Source organism: Pseudarthrobacter kochi, from assembly GCF_055412805.1.
Map to the genome: position 1 here is coordinate 64795 of NZ_JBVAYV010000004.1, position 19550 is coordinate 84344.

General features: G+C 68.8%; 19 protein-coding genes and 1 pseudogene. 19 read left to right on the plus strand and 1 reads right to left on the minus strand.

Features of this window, described 5'->3' with window-relative positions; translation table 11 throughout:
• Positions 1 to 176 precede the first annotated feature (176 nt).
• The 11 genes from ACZY0Y_RS03480 to ACZY0Y_RS03530 all read left to right on the plus strand — a co-directional run bounded on the left by ACZY0Y_RS03480 (position 177) and on the right by ACZY0Y_RS03530 (position 10571).
• On the plus strand, positions 177 to 1058 hold the full coding sequence (locus ACZY0Y_RS03480) for a shikimate dehydrogenase (protein ID WP_463884162.1): 882 nt from the start codon (positions 177 to 179) through the stop codon (positions 1056 to 1058).
• Positions 1058 to 2695 (plus strand): sugar phosphate isomerase/epimerase and 4-hydroxyphenylpyruvate domain-containing protein, encoded by a 1638-nt coding sequence (locus tag ACZY0Y_RS03485; protein ID WP_463956819.1) that lies wholly within the window; start codon positions 1058 to 1060, stop codon positions 2693 to 2695. The genes ACZY0Y_RS03480 and ACZY0Y_RS03485 overlap by 1 nt, the downstream gene beginning before the upstream one ends.
• 54 nt (positions 2696 to 2749) lie before the next feature.
• A complete protein-coding gene (gene pcaH / locus ACZY0Y_RS03490; protein ID WP_463884164.1) occupies positions 2750 to 3646 on the plus strand; it encodes a protocatechuate 3,4-dioxygenase subunit beta in 897 nt (298 codons plus the stop codon).
• A 7-nt stretch (positions 3647 to 3653) separates the two neighbouring features.
• The gene (gene pcaG, locus ACZY0Y_RS03495) at positions 3654 to 4220 is read left to right on the plus strand and encodes a protocatechuate 3,4-dioxygenase subunit alpha (protein ID WP_463956820.1); all 567 of its coding nucleotides are present in this window, start codon (positions 3654 to 3656) and stop codon (positions 4218 to 4220) included.
• Positions 4217 to 5767, plus strand: coding sequence for a lyase family protein (locus ACZY0Y_RS03500; protein WP_463956821.1), 1551 nt, complete (start codon positions 4217 to 4219; stop codon positions 5765 to 5767). Before pcaG ends, ACZY0Y_RS03500 begins: the two co-directional genes overlap by 4 nt.
• Positions 5760 to 6578: an alpha/beta fold hydrolase gene (locus ACZY0Y_RS03505; RefSeq protein WP_463956822.1), complete on the plus strand. Its 819-nt coding sequence runs from the start codon at positions 5760 to 5762 to the stop codon at positions 6576 to 6578. The genes ACZY0Y_RS03500 and ACZY0Y_RS03505 overlap by 8 nt, the downstream gene beginning before the upstream one ends.
• Positions 6575 to 7054 (plus strand): 4-carboxymuconolactone decarboxylase, encoded by a 480-nt coding sequence (gene pcaC / locus ACZY0Y_RS03510; RefSeq protein ID WP_463884171.1) that lies wholly within the window; start codon positions 6575 to 6577, stop codon positions 7052 to 7054. The genes ACZY0Y_RS03505 and pcaC overlap by 4 nt, the downstream gene beginning before the upstream one ends.
• Positions 7055 to 7139: 85 nt before the next feature.
• Complete coding sequence (locus ACZY0Y_RS03515) at positions 7140 to 8351, plus strand: thiolase family protein (RefSeq protein WP_463884173.1); 1212 nt, start codon at positions 7140 to 7142, stop codon at positions 8349 to 8351.
• 3 nt (positions 8352 to 8354) lie between these two features.
• The gene (locus tag ACZY0Y_RS03520) at positions 8355 to 9014 is read left to right on the plus strand and encodes a 3-oxoacid CoA-transferase subunit A (RefSeq protein WP_160668726.1); all 660 of its coding nucleotides are present in this window, start codon (positions 8355 to 8357) and stop codon (positions 9012 to 9014) included.
• Position 9015: 1 nt separating this feature from the next.
• Complete coding sequence (locus tag ACZY0Y_RS03525) at positions 9016 to 9708, plus strand: 3-oxoacid CoA-transferase subunit B (protein WP_463884177.1); 693 nt, start codon at positions 9016 to 9018, stop codon at positions 9706 to 9708.
• A 47-nt stretch (positions 9709 to 9755) separates the two neighbouring features.
• A complete protein-coding gene (locus tag ACZY0Y_RS03530) occupies positions 9756 to 10571 on the plus strand; it encodes an IclR family transcriptional regulator domain-containing protein (protein WP_463884178.1) in 816 nt (271 codons plus the stop codon).
• Between the two features lie 6 nt (positions 10572 to 10577).
• On the opposite strand, the gene ACZY0Y_RS03535 is transcribed toward ACZY0Y_RS03530, so the two are convergent.
• Positions 10578 to 10817 carry a hypothetical protein gene (locus tag ACZY0Y_RS03535; RefSeq protein ID WP_160668729.1) on the minus strand — a complete coding sequence of 80 codons (240 nt, stop codon included), beginning with the start codon at positions 10815 to 10817 and terminating at the stop codon, positions 10578 to 10580.
• A gap of 230 nt (positions 10818 to 11047) precedes the next feature.
• Here ACZY0Y_RS03535 and ACZY0Y_RS03540 point away from each other — a divergent pair, with 230 nt between their 5' ends.
• The 8 genes and pseudogenes from ACZY0Y_RS03540 to ACZY0Y_RS03575 all read left to right on the plus strand — a co-directional run.
• Complete coding sequence (locus ACZY0Y_RS03540) at positions 11048 to 12004, plus strand: diacylglycerol/lipid kinase family protein (protein ID WP_463956823.1); 957 nt, start codon at positions 11048 to 11050, stop codon at positions 12002 to 12004.
• A gap of 328 nt (positions 12005 to 12332) precedes the next feature.
• Positions 12333 to 14006 (plus strand): sugar transferase, encoded by a 1674-nt coding sequence (locus ACZY0Y_RS03545; protein ID WP_463956824.1) that lies wholly within the window; start codon positions 12333 to 12335, stop codon positions 14004 to 14006.
• A 17-nt stretch (positions 14007 to 14023) separates the two neighbouring features.
• Entirely contained in the window at positions 14024 to 15136 is a 1113-nt protein-coding gene (locus tag ACZY0Y_RS03550) for a Gfo/Idh/MocA family protein (protein WP_463884184.1), read from the plus strand.
• Complete coding sequence (locus ACZY0Y_RS03555) at positions 15133 to 16128, plus strand: NAD-dependent epimerase/dehydratase family protein (protein WP_463884186.1); 996 nt, start codon at positions 15133 to 15135, stop codon at positions 16126 to 16128. Before ACZY0Y_RS03550 ends, ACZY0Y_RS03555 begins: the two co-directional genes overlap by 4 nt.
• Positions 16125 to 17297, plus strand: a complete 1173-nt coding sequence (locus ACZY0Y_RS03560; protein ID WP_463956825.1) for a DegT/DnrJ/EryC1/StrS family aminotransferase — start codon at positions 16125 to 16127, stop codon at positions 17295 to 17297. The genes ACZY0Y_RS03555 and ACZY0Y_RS03560 overlap by 4 nt, the downstream gene beginning before the upstream one ends.
• A complete protein-coding gene (locus ACZY0Y_RS03565) occupies positions 17290 to 17949 on the plus strand; it encodes an acetyltransferase (protein ID WP_463956826.1) in 660 nt (219 codons plus the stop codon). Before ACZY0Y_RS03560 ends, ACZY0Y_RS03565 begins: the two co-directional genes overlap by 8 nt.
• Positions 17946 to 19079: a DegT/DnrJ/EryC1/StrS family aminotransferase gene (locus tag ACZY0Y_RS03570; protein ID WP_463956827.1), complete on the plus strand. Its 1134-nt coding sequence runs from the start codon at positions 17946 to 17948 to the stop codon at positions 19077 to 19079. Before ACZY0Y_RS03565 ends, ACZY0Y_RS03570 begins: the two co-directional genes overlap by 4 nt.
• A 211-nt stretch (positions 19080 to 19290) precedes the next feature.
• Positions 19291 to 19509: pseudogene (locus ACZY0Y_RS03575) on the plus strand (VanZ family protein); the annotation flags it as partial.
• Between the last annotated feature and the right edge of the window lie 41 nt (positions 19510 to 19550).

Here is a 19550-nt window from a genome sequence, read left to right on the forward strand (position 1 = left end):
CGCGCGGCTGCCCCAGTGATGAGCCGGACGGCCTAGGGCCGTCACACTCTGTTCGCTAGTAGAACAATCGTGCAACATGTGAACAACTGCGGTAATGTAATCCCCATCACCCGGCCGGCGGCCGGCGCCCCGTGCGCCCCCGCCCGCCGAGTGCCGTTGTCAAAGGAGCTATAGGGATGAGCAGTCGAGCAGAGTCCTATCTTGTGGGACTGATAGGCGATGGCGTGATGCCCTCCCTTACGCCCCTGATGCACGAACGCGAAGGCGACGTGCAGGGCCTGCGGTACCTCTACCGCCCCATCGACCTCACCGAGCCGGGACTCCCCGGCCAGAGCGTCGGCGAGCTCCTGACCGGCGCCTACCGCCTGGGTTTTAATGGCCTGAACATCACCCACCCGTGCAAGCAGCTGGTCCTGGAACACCTTGACGAGGTCACTCCGGACGCCCGCCGCCTCGGCGCGGTCAACACGGTGACCATCCGGGACGGCCGCTTCATTGGCCACAACACCGACTTCTCCGGGTTCGCGGCCGCCCTGGCCACGGGCCTGCCGGGTGCCAAGCTGAACCGCGTGGTGCAGCTGGGTGCCGGCGGTGCAGGCTCCGCGGTCGCCTACGCCCTGCTCACCGCCGGGGTCCGCGAACTGGACCTGGTGGACACCGATCCTGCCCGCTGCGCGGCGCGCGCCGCCGAACTGGCCGGCTTCTTCCCGGACCAGCTGGTCACCGCCCGGACGACGGCGGAGCTGCCGCAGCTGATGCCGCTGGCCGACGGCCTGGTGCACTGCACCCCGGTGGGCATGGCCGCCCACCCCGGCGTCCCGCTGGACATGTCCCTGGTGGAATCGCGGCACTGGGTCGCGGACATTGTGTACCGCCCGATCGAGACCCGACTGATCCGCGAGGCCCGGGCGAAGGGCTGCGACGTGCTCGACGGCGGTCGGATGGCCGTGGGGCAGGCCGCCGACGCCTTCCGGATCTTCACCGGCCTCGAGGCCGACGCCGACCGGATGCGCGCGCACTTCCTGGCACTCGTCGCCGCCGAAGAGGTGGCCGCCTGATGCGCACCGGAATCGCCACCGTCTGCCTCTCCGGCACGCTGCGGGAAAAAATGCAGGCCTGCGCCAGCGCGGGTTTCGACGGGATGGAGATTTTCGAACAGGACCTCGTCACGTCCCCGCTGAGCCCCGAGGACGTCCGCAAGATGGCCGCCGACCTGGGACTGGGCCTGGATCTCTACCAGCCGTTCCGCGACTTCGACAGTGTGCCCGGGGACGTGCTCGCCGCCAACCTGCGCCGGGCGGAGGCCAAGTTCCGGCTCATGTCCCGCCTCGGCATGGACACCATCCTGGTCTGCTCCAACGTTGCCACCGCCAGCATTGACGACGACGGACTCCGGGCCGAACAGCTCGCCGCGCTCGCCCAGGACCACGGGGTTAAGGTGGCCGACGAGGCACTGGCCTGGGGAAAATACGTCAACGACTACGAGCACGCCCACCGGCTCGTGGAAACGGTGGACCACCCCAACCTCGGCACCTGCCTGGACTCCTTCCACATCCTCTCCCGCGACTGGGACACCGCCCCGATCGAGGCCTTCAACCCGGAGAAGATCTTCTTCGTCCAGGTGGCCGATGCGCCCAAGCTGTCCATGGACGTGCTGTCCTGGAGCCGGCACTACCGCGTCTTCCCGGGCGAAGGGCAGTTCGACCTCGCCAAATTCCTCGGCCACGTGGTCCGGGCCGGCTACACCGGCCCGGTGTCCCTGGGGGTCTTCAACGACGTCTTCCGCCAGTCCGACGTCGAACGCACCGCCGTGGATGCGATTCGGTCGCTGATCTGGCTCGAGGAGCAGGCCGCCAAATGGCTGGACGCGGCTCCAGCCGCCGAAAACGGCGCCGCCGGCGCCGGTACCCGCACGGCCGGCCGCCGCCGTTACCCGATGGAACTGGCCACGCTCCCGCAGGTGGCCGAGCCGGCCGGCTTCAACTTCGCCGAGGTCAGGGCCGCGGACACCGCAGGACTGGAAACCCTGCTGGGCCAGCTGGGGTTCGCGTTCAACGGGCGCCACCGGACCAAGAGTGTGCAATTGTGGACCATGGGCCACGCCCGCGTGATCATCAACGAAGACTCCTCCCAGGAATCCCGCGACTCCCAGGCCGCCATGGCACCTGCAATTTCCGCCCTGGGCTTCGACGTCGGTTCCCCCGTGATCGCCGCGGCCCGGGCCCAGCAGCTCAAGGCCCCTGCCGTGCCGCGCAAGAGCCAGGCCGACGAGGAAATCTTCCAGGGCTTCGCCGCCCCGGACTCCACCGAGATCTTCCTGTGCCAGGGCAGCCCCGACGGAACTGCCGTGTGGACCCGCGAATTCGGCGAGGGAATGGCAGCCCCGGCTCCCGGCCCGGCAGCCGGGCAGAGCGCCGCAATTGACCACGTCAACCTGGCCCAGCCCTGGCAGCACTTCGACGAAGCCGTCCTCTTCTACACCAGCGCCCTGGCCCTGGAACCCCAGCCGTACGCGGAAGTGTACGACCGCGATGCCGACGGCGAGTTCCTGCACTTGTACACCGCCACCGTGGGCAGCGTGTTCTTCGAAATGGTGGAGCGTCGCGGAACCTACGACGGCTACGGGGCGCCGAACGCCCCGGTGCGGCACGCCGTCCAGTACGACCACCGGCACCAGCTCAACCTCACTACCTGAACGGCCCGGCAACAACCCACAACCACCATCAACACCCAACGAAAGGAGGCTGCTGTGCCTGAAGAAATCAACCTTGAGATCTACAACGCGGATCCGCTCACCGAGGACGTGTCCGACGAAACCACGGAGGCAGCACCGAAGACGTATGCTCCCCTGGACGCCGCCGCAGAGTCGCAGGCGGACCTCAGTGCCGAGATGAAGGCCATCGGCGAGGCCTACGCGCAGGCGCTCAAGAACGGTGCCCCGGCAGAGATCCAGCCCCGGCTGGACTATGCGCCGTACCGCAGCAGCGTCCTGCGCCACCCCACCAAGGACCTGCACCACGCGGACCCGGAAACCATCGAGCTCTACTCTCCGGCGTTCGGGCACATGGACGTGCACGCGCTGGAAGCGGACCTGACCATCCAGCACAACGGCGAGCCGCTGGGCGAACGGATTGTCGTGTCAGGCCGTGTGCTCGACGGCGACGGCCGTCCCGTCGCCGGCCAGCTCGTGGAGATCTGGCAGGCGAACTCCGCCGGCCGCTACATCCACAAGCGCGACCAGCACCCGGCCCCGCTGGACCCCAACTTCACCGGCGTCGGCCGCTGCATCACGGGCGCCGACGGCTCCTACAGCTTCACCACCATCAAGCCCGGCGCCTACCCGTGGAAGAACCACCTCAACGCCTGGCGCCCGGCCCACATCCACTTCTCCCTGTTCGGGCAGGAATTCACCCAGCGGATCGTCACCCAGATGTACTTCCCCGGGGACCAGCTCTTCCCGCTGGACCCGATCTACCAGTCGATCGTGGACCAGGACGCCCGGGACCGGCTCGTGGCCACCTACAACCACGAGCAGACCAAGCCCGAATGGGCGCTGGCATACAACTGGGACATCGTCCTGACCGGGTCGAAGCGGACCTGGACCGAGAACGAGGCATTAGGCGCAGCAGGAGACGAGAATGAATAGGGCCAGCATGAGTAAACTCACCCCGACACCCGGCCAGACAGTGGGTCCGTTCTACGGCTACGCACTGCCCTACACCAAGGACCGCGAGCTGCTGGCGCCGGGCACGCCGGGCTCCATCCGGCTCCAGGGCACCGTGTACGACGGCGCCGGACACCCGATCCCGGATGCGATCCTGGAGATCTGGCAACCGGACGCCGAGGGCAGCGTTCCGCACCACACAGGTTCGCTCGTGCGGGACGGCTACACGTTCACCGGCTTCGGCCGCAGCGCCGTGGGCAACACCGGCGTCTTCACGTTCACCACGGTCAACCCCGGCCCCACCGAGGAGGGCGCGGCCCCGTTCATTTCCGTCGCGGTCTTCGCCCGCGGCCTGATGAACCGGCTCTTCACCCGGATCTACCTGCCGGAGAACGAGGAGGCGCTGGTCGCGGATCCGCTGCTGTCCTCGCTGGACCCGGACCGCCGCAAGACGCTGATCGCACGCCGCGACGCCGACGGCGGGCTGACGTGGGACATCCGTCTCCAGGGCGAGGGCGAGACCGTGTTCCTCGACTTCGAGGGCGCCTCGACGTGACCTCCCGCGAAACCAGCGGAGCGACGGGGGGCGGCGTGCAGGGCGACGTCGGCCTCCTGAGCCCCGTGTCGGCGTCGCCGTTCGTGGCGGCGCTGACCGGGGACCGGGCCGTCCTTGCCGCCATTCTCCGGGTCGAGGCCGCCTGGGCTGCAGTCCTGGACCAGGCAGCCCTCGCTCCGGCCGGCTCGGCCGCGGTGGTCGCCGCCGCCGCCGAGGTGGGCCGCTATGACGTCGCGGACATTGCCGTGCGCGCCCAGGGTGGCGCCAACCCGGTGATCCCGCTGCTGGCGGATCTCCGCGGCCACGTCAAGGCCCTGGACCTGGCCGGTATCGGTGCGGTGAAAGCCGTGCACACCTCGCTGACCAGCCAGGACGTCCTCGACACGGCGCTCATGCTGCTGTGCCGGGATGCGGTCACGGGACTGCTCACCGAGGTCAAGGCAACGACGGCGGCGCTTGCCGCACTCGCCGAACTCCATGCGGACACCCTGTGCGTCGGCCGAAGCCTCACCCAGCACTCCCTGCCGTTCAGCTTCGGGCTCAAGGCGGCCCAATGGTTCCACGGGCTCGCCGCCGCCGCGCGCCGGCTCGAGGCCCTGGAATTCCCGGTGCAGACCGGGGGAGCTGCCGGAACCCTCGCGGCCGGCACCGTGCTGGCGGCGGGCTCGGGCCGCACCCCCTTTGAGCTCTCCGACAGTCTCGCCGCGGAACTCGGCCTCGCCGCAGTCCCGGCGCCGTGGCAAACGAACCGGCTGGCGGTGACGTCCCTCGGCGACGCCCTGGCCGCCGTGACCGACGCTGCGGGCAAGATTGCCTCCGATGTGCTGTTCCTCAGCCGCCCTGAGGTCGCCGAACTCGCCGAACCCCGCGCCGCCGGCCGCGGCGGGTCCTCGGCCATGCCGCAGAAGCAGAATCCGGTGCTGTCCGTGCTGGTCCGCAGCGCCGCCCTGCAGGCGCCCGGCCAGGCCGTGCAGCTGCACCTGGCCGCCGCCAACTTCAACGACGAACGCCCCGACGGTGCCTGGCACAGCGAATGGCCGGCCCTCCGCCAGCTCCTCCGCCTCAGCCTCGGCGCCGCCGTGCAGCTCCGCGAACTCGCCGAAGGCCTGCAGGTCTTCCCCGAGGCCATGCGTCGCAACCTGGATCTTTCCGGACCCCTGCTGCTCAGCGAAGCCGTCACGGCCGCCGTCGCACCCCTCCTGGCGGGGAACGTCGCGGATAAGAACAGCGCTGACGGCAAACAGCGGCTGCAGTCCGTCGTGGACCAGACGCTCCAGGTCCCTGCCGACGAACAGGCCAGCACGTACCGGCGGCTGCTCCGCGCCGCCGTCCCGGCGGAGCTGCTCTCCGGCGCCCGGCTGGAGGAACTGCTCGACCCGGCCAACTACCTCGGCCAGGCCGCCGAAATCTCCCGCCGCATCCTCGCGGCCTACCCGGACTACAGCGCCAGTGTCACCGACACCAACACCGTCACCGACACAAGAACCGTCGCCGGAACCCACAACCCATCACCGACCCTCGACCTGAACGGAGCCTCCCGTGGCTAGACCTACAGTAAAGGCAGTACTGCTCTCGCCCCAGCGCCCGCTGGGGGACAAACCCCTCCTTGTGGTGGGTCCGTCCCTGGGGACGTCCACGCTGCTGTGGAGCCAGGCAGGCGCCCTGCTCGGGAACGACGTCGACGTCGTCGCCTGGGACCTGCCGGGCCACGGCATCTCGCCGGCCGCGACGGCGGCGTTCACGGTCGCCGAACTGGCGGACGCCGTCATCGAGCTGGTTGATTCGATCGCCCCCGGAGCGAGATTCCACTACGCCGGTGTTTCGCTGGGCGGCGCCACCGGGCTGCAGCTGGGCATCAAGCACGGTGAACGGCTCAAGAGCCTGTCCGTGCAGTGCACCGGTGCCAAGCTCGGCACCCCCGAAGGCTGGCTGGAACGCGCGGAGACCGTCCGCACACAGGGAACGCCCGTGATGATCCAGGGCTCGGCGCAGCGCTGGTTCGGCCCCGGCTTTATGGAGCGCCAGCCGGAACTCAGCGGCCGGCTGCTGCACAGCCTGCGCGACGCCGACCGCTTCAGTTACGCCTTCTGCTGCGAAGCCCTCGCCGCCTATGACGTCCGGGACGAACTCGGCAGCATCAGCGTTCCAACCCAGGCCATCGCGGGCGTGGAGGACAGCGTCGCACCGCCGTCCGTCGCCGAGGCGATCGTCGAAGGGATCACCGCCGGCGGCGGCACTGCGAGTGCAGTGAGCCTGGAAGGCGTGGCACACCTGGCGCCGTTCGAGGCACCCGGCCACGTTGCCGACTTGCTGCGGACCCTGATCACCTGGACCGAGTCCGGGGGAGCGGCCAAGTGACCGGCCCCGAGCATACCGGCCCCGAGCGGACCGGCCTGGAACGGCATGGAGTCGTCCGGCCGGACGCCACCAGCCAGGAGATCTACGACGGCGGCATGGTGGTCCGCCGCGAGGTGCTGGGCGCCGCGCACGTCGACCGCGCCAACGCCAACAAGGACTCCTTCACCGAGGACTTCCAGGACATGATCACCCGGATCGCCTGGGGCGGCATCTGGACCCGCCCGGGACTAACCCGGCAGATGCGCTCCGCGGTCACCATCACCGCGATGGTGGCCCACGGCCACTGGGAAGAACTGGCCATGCACCTCCGCGCCGCCATCACCAACGGCCTGAGCAGGGACGAGATCAAGGAAATCCTGCTGCAGACCGCCATCTACTGCGGGGTTCCCTCCGCCAACACCGCCTTCAAGACCGCCCAGCAGGTGTTCCATGAAATGGACAACACAGCGCTTGACGCAGCCACCCCTCCCAACTAGCTGGCAGCAGGGGCCGTTTTGAGCCCTCAGAACGGGCCTTATCTGCTGGCTAGTTGGGATTCTCAGACGGAAATTAGAGGAAATCATGAACCAGGCTTATCTTTACGATGCCGTCAGGACCCCGTTCGGGAAGTTCGGCGGCGGGCTCGCCGGGGTCCGCCCGGATGACCTTGCCGCCCACGTGATCGGCGAGATCGTGAAGCGCGCCCCGGCGCTGGACATCGAGCGGATCGACGAGGTCGTCTTCGGCAACGCCAACGGCGCGGGCGAGGAGAACCGGAACATCGCCCGGATGGGCACGCTCCTGGCCGGCCTGCCGGTCTCGATCCCGGGCACCACGGTGAACCGGCTGTGCGGGTCCTCGCTGGACGCGGCGATCATCGCGTCCCGGCAGATCAACACCGGCGACGCGGAGTTGATGCTGATCGGCGGGGCCGAATCGATGTCCCGCGCCCCCTGGGTGCTGCCCAAGACCGAGAAGCCCTACCCGGCCGGGGACATGACCCTGGTCTCCACCACCCTGGGCTGGCGCCTGGTAAACCAGGCCATGGACCCGGACTGGACCGTGTCCCTGGGCGAAGCCACCGAACGGCTGGCCGAAAAATACGGGATCACCCGGGCCGCGCAGGACGAGTTTTCGGCCACCTCCCACAACCTCGCCGCCGCGGCCTGGGACGAGGGCTTCTACGACAACCTCGTCACCGTGGTCCCTGGCACCGGCCTGGTCCGGGACGAGGGCATCCGCGCCGGGTCCTCGGCCGAAAAGCTCGCCGGCCTCAAGACCGTGTTCCGCACCGACAACGGCACCGTCACCGCCGGGAACGCCTCCCCGCTCTCGGACGGCGCGTCCGCGGCGTGGCTGGGATCCGAGAACGCCGCCGGCCTGCTCGGCCTGGAACCGCTGGCCCGCATCGCGGGCCGCGGCGCGCACGCGAACGATCCGCAGTTCTTCGGCTACGCCCCCGTGGAGGCCGCGAACAAGGCCCTCGCGAAAGCCGGGATCGGCTGGGACCAGGTCGGCGCCGTCGAACTCAACGAGGCCTTCGCCGCGCAGTCCCTGGCCTGCATCAACGCCTGGGGCATCGACCCCGCCATCGTGAACCGGCACGGCGGGGCGATCGCCATGGGACACCCGCTGGGCGCTTCCGGCGGCCGGATCCTGGGGACCCTGGCCCGGTCCCTGCAGGCCTCCGGTGAACGCTGGGGCGTCGCCGCGATCTGCATCGGCGTCGGCCAGGGCCTCGCCGTCGTCCTCGAAAACGTCACGGCAACCGCCACCAGCACAGTAAAGGGTTAGGACATGCTGAACTTCGTAGACAGCGTCGGCGAGGCAGTCGCCGGCATCAAGGACGGATCCACCGTCATGATCGGCGGCTTCGGCAACGCCGGCCAGCCGTTCGAACTCATCGACGCGCTGATGGACTGCGGCGCGACGGACCTCACCGTGGTCAACAACAATGCCGGCCAGGGCGACCAGGGCCTCGCGTTGCTGATCAAGGAAGGCCGGGTGAAGAAGATGATCTGCTCCTTCCCGCGGCAGTCCGACTCCTGGCACTTCGACGCCAGGTTCCGCGCCGGTGAGATCGAACTGGAACTCGTCCCGCAGGGCAACCTGGCCGAACGGATCCGCGCCGCGGGCGCCGGGATCGGCGGCTTCTTCACCCCCACCGGCTACGGCACCATGCTGGCCGAAGGCAAGGAAACCCGCATCCTCGACGGCCGCGGCCAGGTCTTCGAAACCCCCATCCACGCCGACGTCGCACTCATCAAGGCGCTCAAAGCCGACGGCAAAGGCAACCTTGTCTACCGCAAGACCGCCCGGAACTTCGGCCCGATTATGGCCGCCGCGGCCAAACACACCGTCGTCCAGGTGTCCGAGATCGTCCCCACGGGCGGCCTTGATCCGGAGGTTATCGTGACCCCCGGAATTTACGTCAACAGCATTGTGAAGGTGGCCTGAGATGAGCAGCCAGTCCAACAGCCACGCGGGCATTCAGACATCCGACAAGCCGCTGGGCCGCGATGACCTGGCCCGCCTCGTGGCCCGGGACATCAAGCCCGGCTCCTTCGTGAACCTCGGCATCGGCCAGCCCACCCTGGTCTCCAACTACCTCGAGCCGGAGCAGAACATCACGCTCCACACCGAGAACGGGATGCTGGGCATGGGCCCGGAAGCCACCGGGGACCAGATCGACGGCGACCTCATCAACGCCGGAAAAATCCCGGTGACCGAACTTCCCGGCGCGTCCTACTTCCACCACGCCGACTCCTTCGCGATCATGCGCGGCGGGCACCTGGACATCTGCGTGCTCGGGGCCTTCCAGGTCTCCGCCACCGGCGACCTCGCCAACTGGCACACGGGCGCCCCGGATGCGATCCCGGCCGTGGGAGGGGCCATGGACCTCGCCACTGGCGCCAAGGACGTCTTCGTCATGATGACCCTCCTGACCCGCGACGGCGTTTCCAAGCTCGTCGAGGCATGCAGCTACCCGCTCACCGGCATCGGCTGCGTGACCCGGGTCTACACGGACAAGGCCGTCTTCCTGACCGGCCCGCACGGCGTGGAGGTCCGCGAGACCTTCGGCTGCACGCTCGAGGAGCTGCAGGAAATGGTTCCGGTGCCGCTCAGGGCCGCGACCGCCGTCGGAAACTGAGAATCCGCCTGCACGGATAAAGTGGTGCGGGACCGAGAGGCATGGGAATGATTGACGCAGCAAAGGGCGCCAGGACCAGTGGCGCGCCAGCGGCCAGTGACCAGTATGTGCAGTCGCTGGCGCGCGGCCTGGCCGTGATCCGCGCCTTCGACACGGACCACCCGAAGATGACGCTGACCGAGGTGGCGGCCCGGACGGACCTGACCCGGGCCACCGCCCGGCGGTTCCTGTACACCCTCGTGGAGCTGGGCTACGTCCGCACCGACGGCAAGATCTTCGCCCTGACAGCCAAGGTGCTGCAGCTCGGCTACGCGTACCTGTCCGGTCTGTCGCTGCCACAGCTCGCCCAGCCGCACCTCGAGGAGCTGTCCCTCGATCTGGGGGAGTCGACGTCGGCTGCCGTCCTGGAGGGCGCGGACATCGCCTACATCGCCCGCGTGGCGACGCGCCGGATCATGACCGTCGGCATCACCGTCGGCACCCGCTTCCCGGCGTACGCCACCTCGATGGGCAGGGTGTTGCTCGCGGCCCTGCCGCCCGCCCAACTGCAGGAGTACCTTGCCGGGACGGAAATCCGGCCCCTGACGCCGCTGGCCATCGGAACGCGGGAGGGGCTGCTGGCGGAGCTGGCCCGGGTCAGGGCCCAGGGCTGGTGCCTGCTGAACCAGGAGCTGGAGCCCGGGCTGATGTCCATCGCCGCGCCGGTCCACGACGGCCCCAAGGTGGTCGCCGCCATCAACGTGTCCCTGCAGGCCCAGTCGGTTGCGAGCCGGCCGGACCCGGAGGCCTACCTGGACTCGGTGCGCGAGGCCACAGTGGCCACCGCGGAACTCATCTCCGCGGACCTGACCTCCGGACGCTAGCTGCCCTCAGCTGGAAGGGCCCTGCACCGGCGCGGTGGATACCGTGATGGTGACCCCTGCATCGTCGTCGCGGATTTTCAGGTAGAGGTCCTTGCCGACGAGCGAGGCATGGATGTCCTCGCTGTCCGCCGGGGCGATCTGCTCTGCCAGCCGCGTGACTGCCAGCGCCATGGCCCGGCCCCAATCATGGGGATCCATGCTGGACGCCTCGGCCTCAGCCGAGTAGTTCTCCTGTGCTTCGGACATGTGCTCCCGCTTCCCGCCCCCTGGAGCGCGTCCTGCCAGGCTGATCCGGACAGGCGGCCCGCCCGGCAGTTGGCATACGCCGGCAGGCTCCAGTAGTTGAGCATGGCCAGTCTAGTGACCGTGGCGGGCGGACGTCCACGGTTCGCGTCCCGGCTGCGGAAGTTACGCGCGGAATCCCGCTAGGATTTCAATCCGGGACACCCCACGCCACCCTGCCCTCGAAGGACGCCATGCCAGAGAACAATTCCGCGCCTGACAGCCACACCGCGACTGAGGGCAATACTCAGCCCAGGCGCGCCGCCGTGGTCATCAACCCTGCCAAATCCGGTGGCCCGGCGCTCCAGGGCGCGGTCCTCCGGCTCTGTGAAACACAGGGCTGGGCCGAGCCGCTCTGGCTCGAAACCACGGTCGAAGACCCGGGAACGGGCCAGGCACGCCAGGCGCTGGAGGCGGGGGTCGACGTCGTGATCGCCGCCGGCGGCGACGGCACCGTGCGCTGCGTCGCAGAGGTGCTCGCCGGAACCGGAACGCCCCTGGGACTCGTGCCGCTGGGAACGGGAAACCTCCTGGCCCGCAACCTCGGCGTGGACATCACCGATCCGGTCTCCGCCTGCTACGACGTGCTCAACGGCAGCGACCGGGCCATCGATGTCGTCAAGGCAACCCTGGACCACTCGGACGAGGAACAGGTGTTCCTGGTGATGGCCGGCCTCGGGTACGACGCCGCCATCATGGCCGATACCGTGGACGCGCTGAAGGACCGCATGGGCTGGCTCGCGTACGTTGAGGCCGGCATCCGCAAGCTCCCCGGCAAACCGGTCAAGGCGAGGATCAGCGTGGACGGCGGGGAACCGGTCCGCCGCAGGATCCGCAGCGTCATGATCGGCAATTGCGGCCGGATCATGGGCGGGGTCGAAATCTTCCCGGACGCCAAGGTCGACGACGGCGCGCTGGACCTGTTGATCCTGGCCCCGCACGGGCGGCTTGGCTGGCTGGGGGTTGTCGCCGGGATCTTTGGCCGGAACAAGCGCGAGACCGAATCGGTGGAATACTTCCAGGGCACGTCCGCCGAAATCACCCTGGAGCACGAACAGGAGTTCCAGCTGGACGGTGACCACCTCGGCACCGGAACGCATCTCGCCGTTGCCGTCGAGCGGGATGCCCTGAAGATCCGTATGACCAGCTAAAATACCCTCCGGCGGCGTTCGGCGATACTTGCCTCCCGATTTCCGGTGCCAGCGCGGGGCGGCCGCGTCCGGGTAGCAAGTACTACCCGGGCAAGGCCCCGAAGGGTGGTTCGCAAAGGCAAGTATCAACCACTCGTGACCGGGGTATCCCCTACCAACTTGGATTGGCTCAGGCATCAAACGATGCAGCCAATTGCCTTTTGGAGGGAGCCGCAATGGCACGCTGGTTCGTTGTCGCCCCGGATGTTCGGCCGAATGACCGAACATCCATAATTTGTGCGGACGTAGCGTCCGCCGGCCCGCGGACCGCGTGCCCGAAAGGGTGCCGGTGACGCCGCGGACGGAGGGCGTGCCGCTCGGCCTGACCCTCCACAGCCCGGGACACACCGCCGCCCCCACCGGTGGGACGGTGGCAGACCTCGCGTACGCATCCCACGCCGTGCACACGTCCCACGCATCCCACGCCGCTCCCGCAACCTTTGTCCCCCGGCTGCGGACCACCGCGGGACGCACCACGGCTGACGCTCCGGGGCTGCCCGCAGCCACACCCGCCACCACAACGGCCCCGGCGAGGCTCTCCGGCCGGGAATGGGCGCGGTTCCTGCGCCGACTCCTGCGTGGCACAGATGCCCTGCTGGTCGTCGTCTGCGTCGTCGTTGGATTCCTCGTCCGCTTCGATGGCGGCCAGCCCTTTGCCGGAAGCCCCGCTGACCTCAACGCAGCTTTCATCGGCGGGATCCTCGGCGCGATGTGGGTTGCGGCCTTGGGTCTCTACCGCACGAGGGACCCGAAAATCCTGGGAGCCGGGACCAGCGAGTACAAGCGGGTCGCCGCTGCCAGCGGCGCGGTCTTCGGGCTGCTCGCTGTTGGCCTCGTGGCGTTCCGCGTCCAGCCGGCGTCGGCGTTCCACCTGGTCTCACTCCCGCTGGGACTCATCCTGCTGCCGGGCAGCCGCTGGATTGCGCGCCGCTGGTACAACGCGCGCCAGTCCCTGGGGCAGTACCTCGTCAGGGCGATTGTCATTGGCCAGGCCGAGGACGTGCGCTACGTGCTCAAGCGGATTGCCAAGAAGTCGGGCGCCGTCTACGAGATCCTGGGTGTGTCGTTGCTCGGCGGGCGGCGGGGGACGTCGTTCGACGTCGACGGCCGCCGGGTGCCGGTCCTCTCCTCCACCGATGACGTCGTCCGGACGGTTGGCCGCTGCGGGGCGGAGGCGGTCATCGTGGCCGGCCCGGTACCCGGCGGCAACCAGTACATCCGCGAACTGGGCTGGGGGCTGGAGGAGCACAAAGCGGAACTGGTGCTCGCCTCGTCCCTGACCAACGTGGCCGGGCCCCGGATCCACTGGCGGCCGGTGGAGGGCCTGCCGTTGATGCACGTGGATGTGCCCCGGTACAGCGGCGCCAAGCATGCTTTCAAACGGCTCCTGGACATTGCGGTGGCCGCGGTTGCCCTGACGCTGCTGTCGCCGCTCTTTCTCGTCCTGGCGGTCATCGTCAAACGCGACAGCCCCGGTCCTGTCCTGTTCAGGCAGGAGCGGGTGGGCAAGGCCGGAAAACCGTTCCGGATGCTGAAATTCCGGTCCATGGTCACAGATGCCGAGGCCGCGCTGGCTGGGCTTGGGGGGCAAAACGACGGCGCCGGCGTTCTGTTCAAGATGCACAACGATCCCCGGGTTACCCGCTGCGGACGCTGGATGCGCCGGTATTCGCTGGATGAACTGCCGCAGTTCTGGAACGTCCTGTCGGGCGAAATGAGCCTGGTCGGACCCCGCCCGCCGCTGCAGCGCGAGGTGGGCCGCTACGAGCGGCACACGCACCGCCGGCTGCTGATCAAACCGGGCATTACCGGGCTGTGGCAGGTCAACGGCCGCTCGGACCTGCCCTGGGATGAGGCCGTGCGGCTGGATCTCTACTACGTCGAAAACTGGTCGATCATGGGTGACGTCATCATCATGTGGCGCACTTTTAGGGCTATGTGCATGCCTGCGGGCGCGTACTAACGGAGTGAGGACACACAATGAATGAAACACGTTCGGGGTACTCCCGCGGCCGGAACCCGGCGGCGGACGCCGTGCCGCTGCGGGCAGCCGTCATCGGTGCGGGCTACTGGGGGCCTAACCTGGCGCGCAACTTCAACGCCAGTCCCGACTGGGAGCTGGCTGGAATCGTGGACCTTGACCGGCGCCGGGCCGCCAAGCTCGCCGCGGCCCAGGGCGGGGTTCCCGTTTTCAGCTCCGTCGACGAACTGCTGGACCTGGCCGACGTCGACGCCGTAGCGATCGCGACGCCGGCCCACACCCACCACGGAATCGCCCTGACGGCGCTGCAGGCAGGCAAGCACGTGCTGGTCGAGAAGCCACTTGCCGACAGCCGGCTCCGCGGACTCGAGATGGTTGAGGAAGCGGACGAACGGGGGCTGGTCCTGATGGCGGACCACACCTACTGCTACACCCCGGCCGTGCTGAAGATCCGGGAACTGATCGCCGACGGGTCGCTCGGCGACATTCTTTTCATCGATTCGGTCCGGATCAATCTGGGACTGGTGCAGCCGGACGTGGATGTCTTCTGGGACCTCGCCCCGCATGACCTGTCCATCCTCGACTTCATCCTTCCCGACGGGCTGCGGCCGGTGGAGGTTGCGGCGCACGGCGCGGATCCCCTGGGCACCGGCCGTGCCTGCATCGGTCACCTGACGTTCGCGTTGCCCAACGACGCCATGGCCCATGTCCACGTGAACTGGCTGAGCCCGACCAAGATCCGCCAGCTGGTGGTCGGTGGGTCCCGGCGCACCCTGGTCTGGGATGACTTGAATCCCCAACAGCGGCTCAGTGTCTACGACCGCGGAGTCAGCCTGGACCGGCAGTCGCGGTCCGCGGCCGACCGGACCGCCTCGGCTATCTCCTACCGGCTGGGTGACACCTGGTCGCCCGCGCTGCCCGAACATGAGGCGCTGGGCCAGATGGTGGCGGAATTCGCCAACAGCATCCGGCAGCAGCGGCCCGCACGGACTTCCGGCGCGTCCGGCCTCCGGGTGCTGTCCGTGCTGGAGGCCGTCAGCGACAGCCTCAGCGCGGACGGGAAGGCCAGCATCGTCGTCGGCAATGAAGCGAAGCTGGAGGTCAGCTCATGAGTATGCTGCAGGGTGCACAGGTACTGGTCACCGGCGGGGCGGGGACCATCGGTTCCACCGTTGTGGACCATCTGCTCGACGCCGGAGCCGGCAGGATCGACGTGCTGGACAACCTGGTCCGCGGCAGGCGGGCCAACCTCGACCCGGCCATTGCCAGCGGACGGGTCCACCTCGTCGAGGGGGACCTCCGCGACCGGGACCTGGTCCACGACCTGAGCCGCGGCAAGGACATCATCTTCCACCAGGCCGCCATCCGGATCACCCAGTGCGCCGAGGAACCCCGGCTGGCCCTCGAGGTGCTGGTCGACGGGACGTTCAACGTGCTCGAGGCCGCGTCCGCCCAGCGGGTCGGCAAGCTCGTGGCGGCCTCCAGCGCCTCGGTCTACGGCATGGCCGAGACCTTCCCGACGTCGGAACGCCATCACCACCACAACAACGACACGTTTTACGGCGCAGCCAAGTCCTTCAACGAGGCCATGGCCCGCAGCTTCCGTGCGATGTCCGGCCTGGATTATGTGCTGCTGCGCTACTTCAACGTCTACGGGCCCCGGATGGACGTCCATGGCCTGTACACCGAGGTCCTGGTCCGCTGGATGGAACGCATCGAGGACGGGCTGCCGCCGCTGATCTTCGGCGACGGGCAGCAGACCATGGACTTCGTCCACACGAGGGATGTGGCCCGGGCCAATATCCTGGCCGCGGGCAGCGGGGTGGTCGAGGGCGTGTACAACGTCGCCAGCGGTGCCGAGACAAGCCTGCTGGAACTGGCAGAGGCGCTGTTGCGGGCGATGGATTCGGAGCTCCATGTGGAACACGGCCCCGAACGGGCCGTCAACGGCGTCGTCCGGCGCCAGGCGGCCACCGCAGCGGCCCGGCGCGACCTCGGGTTCAGCGCCGAAACCGGCCTCGAGGACGGGCTGCGCGAACTGGTCGACTGGTGGCGGCCGCTGCGCGCCGAGATCGCGGATGCCAGGGTCGGAGGTGCGCGGTGACTATCAGCCGGGACCACACCCTGAGCCGGATCAACGTGATGAAGCCCTGGCTCGGGGCCGAGGAAGCCGAGGCAGTAGCTGAAGTGATCGCCTCCGGCTGGGTGGCACAGGGACCCCGCGTGGCGCGCTTCGAGGAGGCCTTCGCCGGCACGCAGCAGGCCCGCTATGCCGTCGCGGTCTCCAACTGCACCACAGCCTTGCACCTGGCCCTGAAGGTGGCCGGCATCGGAGCACACGACGACGTCGTGGTGCCGTCCCTCTCGTTCATCGCCACCGCGAACGCGGTCACCTACGTCGGCGCCAGGCCGGTCTTTGCCGACGTCGAGCCGGACACCGGGAACGTGTCCGTACGGACGCTCGCCGCCGCCCTGACTCCAGCCACCCGCGCCGTGATTGTGGTCGACCAGGGCGGCATGCCGGTCGATCTGGATCCGATCCGCGCCCTCTGTGACGGATTGGGTATCACCGTCATCGAGGACGCAGCCTGCGCGGCGGGCTCCACATACCGTGGCCGGCCGGTGGGGGCAGGCGCCGAGCTCGCCGCCTGGTCCTTCCACCCCCGCAAAATCCTCACCACCGGGGAAGGCGGGATGCTGACCACCCAAAACGCGGCCTGGGCGGACCGGGCCCGGAAGCTCCGCGAACACGCCATGAGCGTCTCGGCGAACGATCGGCACGCCACCGTCCTGGCACCTGCGGAGGAGTACGAGGAGATCGGCTTCAACTACCGGATGACGGACATGCAGGCCGCCGTCGGGCTTGTACAGCTGGACCGGCTGGGCGAAGCGGTGTCCCGGCGCCGGGCAATCGCCGCCGCCTACCGGAAGGCGCTGGCCGGGGTCGAGGGACTGCGCTTCAGCCAGGACCCCCTGTACGGCACCAGCAATTTCCAGTCCTTCTGGTTCGAAGTGATGCCAGGCTTCGCCCTCGGGCGGGAGGAACTGCTGGAGCGGCTGGCCCGGGACGGGATTTCCGCCCGGCGGGGCATCATGGCGGCGCACCGGCAGCCCGCCTACGCCGGGCGGGACACCGGCAGGGCGGACCTGTCGGTGACGGAACGGCTCACAGACAACACCGTGATCCTGCCCGTCTACCACCAGTTGACCCTGGGCGACCAGGCCCGGGTCATCGATTCGATAATGAAGGCTGCGGGGAAAAGCGATGACTGAGCTTCTTTTAATCGGCGCCAGCGGCCTTGCCCGCGAGGTCCTGGCCTGCGTCCGCGAGAACGGCCAGTTCGATGTGGTCGGCGTCCTCGACGACGACGAACTCAGGGCGGGCTCCGTCCTGGACGGCGCCCCCATCCTGGGTCCCGCCAGCCACGCCCTCCGCTACCAGGAAGCCCGTGTGGTTGTCTGTATCGGCGCCGGGCGGGCCCGTGAGGGGGTGGTCGCCCGGCTCGCCGGGCTGGGCTTCCCGGCCTACCGCTTCGCGACCGTTGTCGATCCTTCGGTGCGGGTCCCGTACTGCTGCGACATCGGCCCCGGCAGCATCCTGCTGGGCAATGTCACGCTGACCGCCGGAATCACAGTCGGGAGCCACGTCGTGATGATGCCTGGTGTGACGCTGACCCACGACGACGTCGTGGAGGACTTCGCCACCCTCGCTGCCGGCGTCTGCCTCGGCGGCGGCGTCAGGATCGGGCGCGCGGCCTACCTTGGCATGAACTCGTCCGTCCGTGAAGGTACCAGGGTGGGGGCCGGAACCAGGATAGGCATGGGCGCCGCCGTCCTGGGCGACGTGCCCGACGGGGAGACCTGGGCGGGGGTCCCGGCACGGGTGCTCGAACCGTCAGCGGCTGCAGCCGGTGGTGGACGATGACCCGGCCCGTGACCGGCCGGCTTTCCGTCCCCTTCGTTGACTTGGGCGCCCAGCAGGACGAGATCGCCGACGAAGTCGAGGTCGGGCTCAAGGAGGTCTTCGCCCAGGCCTCCTTCATTGGGGGCCCCGCCGTGGCCGAATTTGAGCAGGCGTATGCCCGGTTCCTTGGCGCCGGGCATTGCGTGGGGGTAGCCAACGGCACGGACGCCCTGGAACTGGCACTCCGTGCCGCCGGGGTCAGGGCAGGAGGGGAAGTCATCCTCCCCGCCAACACGTTTATCGCGACCGCCGAGGCCGTGAGCCGGATCGGTGCGCTGCCGGTGCCCGTCGACGTCGATCCGGACTATCTGCTGATCGATCCGGACAGGGTGGCCGAGGCTGTGACACCCCGGACCCAGGCCATCATGCCCGTCCACCTGTTCGGCCAAACCGCCTTCGTCGAGCGCCTGGCACCGATCGCGGCGGCCAGCGGCGCCGTGATTGTCGAAGATGCCGCCCAGTCCCAGGGTGCTTCCCGCCATGGCCGCTTCGCCGGCACGCTGGGACTGGCCGCCGGCACGAGCTTCTACCCGGGAAAGAACCTCGGGGCCGCCGGGGATGCCGGCGCCGTGGTGACGAACGACGACGACGTCGCCGCCCGGGTGCGGATGCTTGGCGCCCACGGCAGCGAGCGGAAATACCAGCACGACGCGGTTGGCATGAACTCCCGCCTGGACACCATCCAGGCGGTGGTGCTCAACGCCAAGTTGCGCAGGCTGTCCATGTGGAACGAACGACGGCGGAAGGCCGCGGCACGGTACACGGAACTGCTGGCGGACCTGCCCGGCGTCGAGCTTCCCCGCACAGCCCCGGGCAACGCCGATGTCTGGCATCTGTACGTTATCCGTGTCCCGGCACGGGACCGCGTACTGGCGGCCCTGAACGCAGCAGGTATCGGCGCCGGCATCCACTACCCGGTCCCGGTGCACCTCAGCGGCGCCTACCGGGGGTTGGGCCTCGGTCCCGGTTCCTTTCCGGTCGCGGAGCGGGCCGCCCGGGGGATCCTGTCGCTGCCCATGTTCCCGCACATCAGCGAGGTGCAGCAGCAGTACGTCGCGGACCACCTGCGGGCAGCCTCAGGTCGGCCGTGAAAGTCCGGAATCCTGGCCCCCTGCCCGTGAAGACCAGACGATGAATGCGAAGGCACGCCGGGGGATCCTGCTCATCGCGCTGGTGCTGTACCTGATTGGCCTCGCGTTTATCGGCGCCTGGCCGTCGCCGGTGGACCGCCCCTTGGCGGGCCTGCTAAGAGACGTCATCGACGCTGTGCGGGGGTACCCCCTGACATCGGGCATCACGTACATGCACATCGAGGGGGCCGCCAATGTCCTCCTCTTTGTCCCTTTGGGGGTGATCGTCGCGCTGCTGCTGCCCACCCGCCGGTGGTGGCTGGCGGCGGTCTCCGGTGCGCTGATCTCAGCCGCGATCGAAACCGTCCAGTACCTCGCGTTGAGCCAGCGCACGGCGAGCCTGGGGGACGTTGTCAACAACACCCTGGGTGCCGTGCTCGGTGCCGCGGCCATCCGGATCATCCGGACACACCCGGCGCGGGCGGCAGCGCC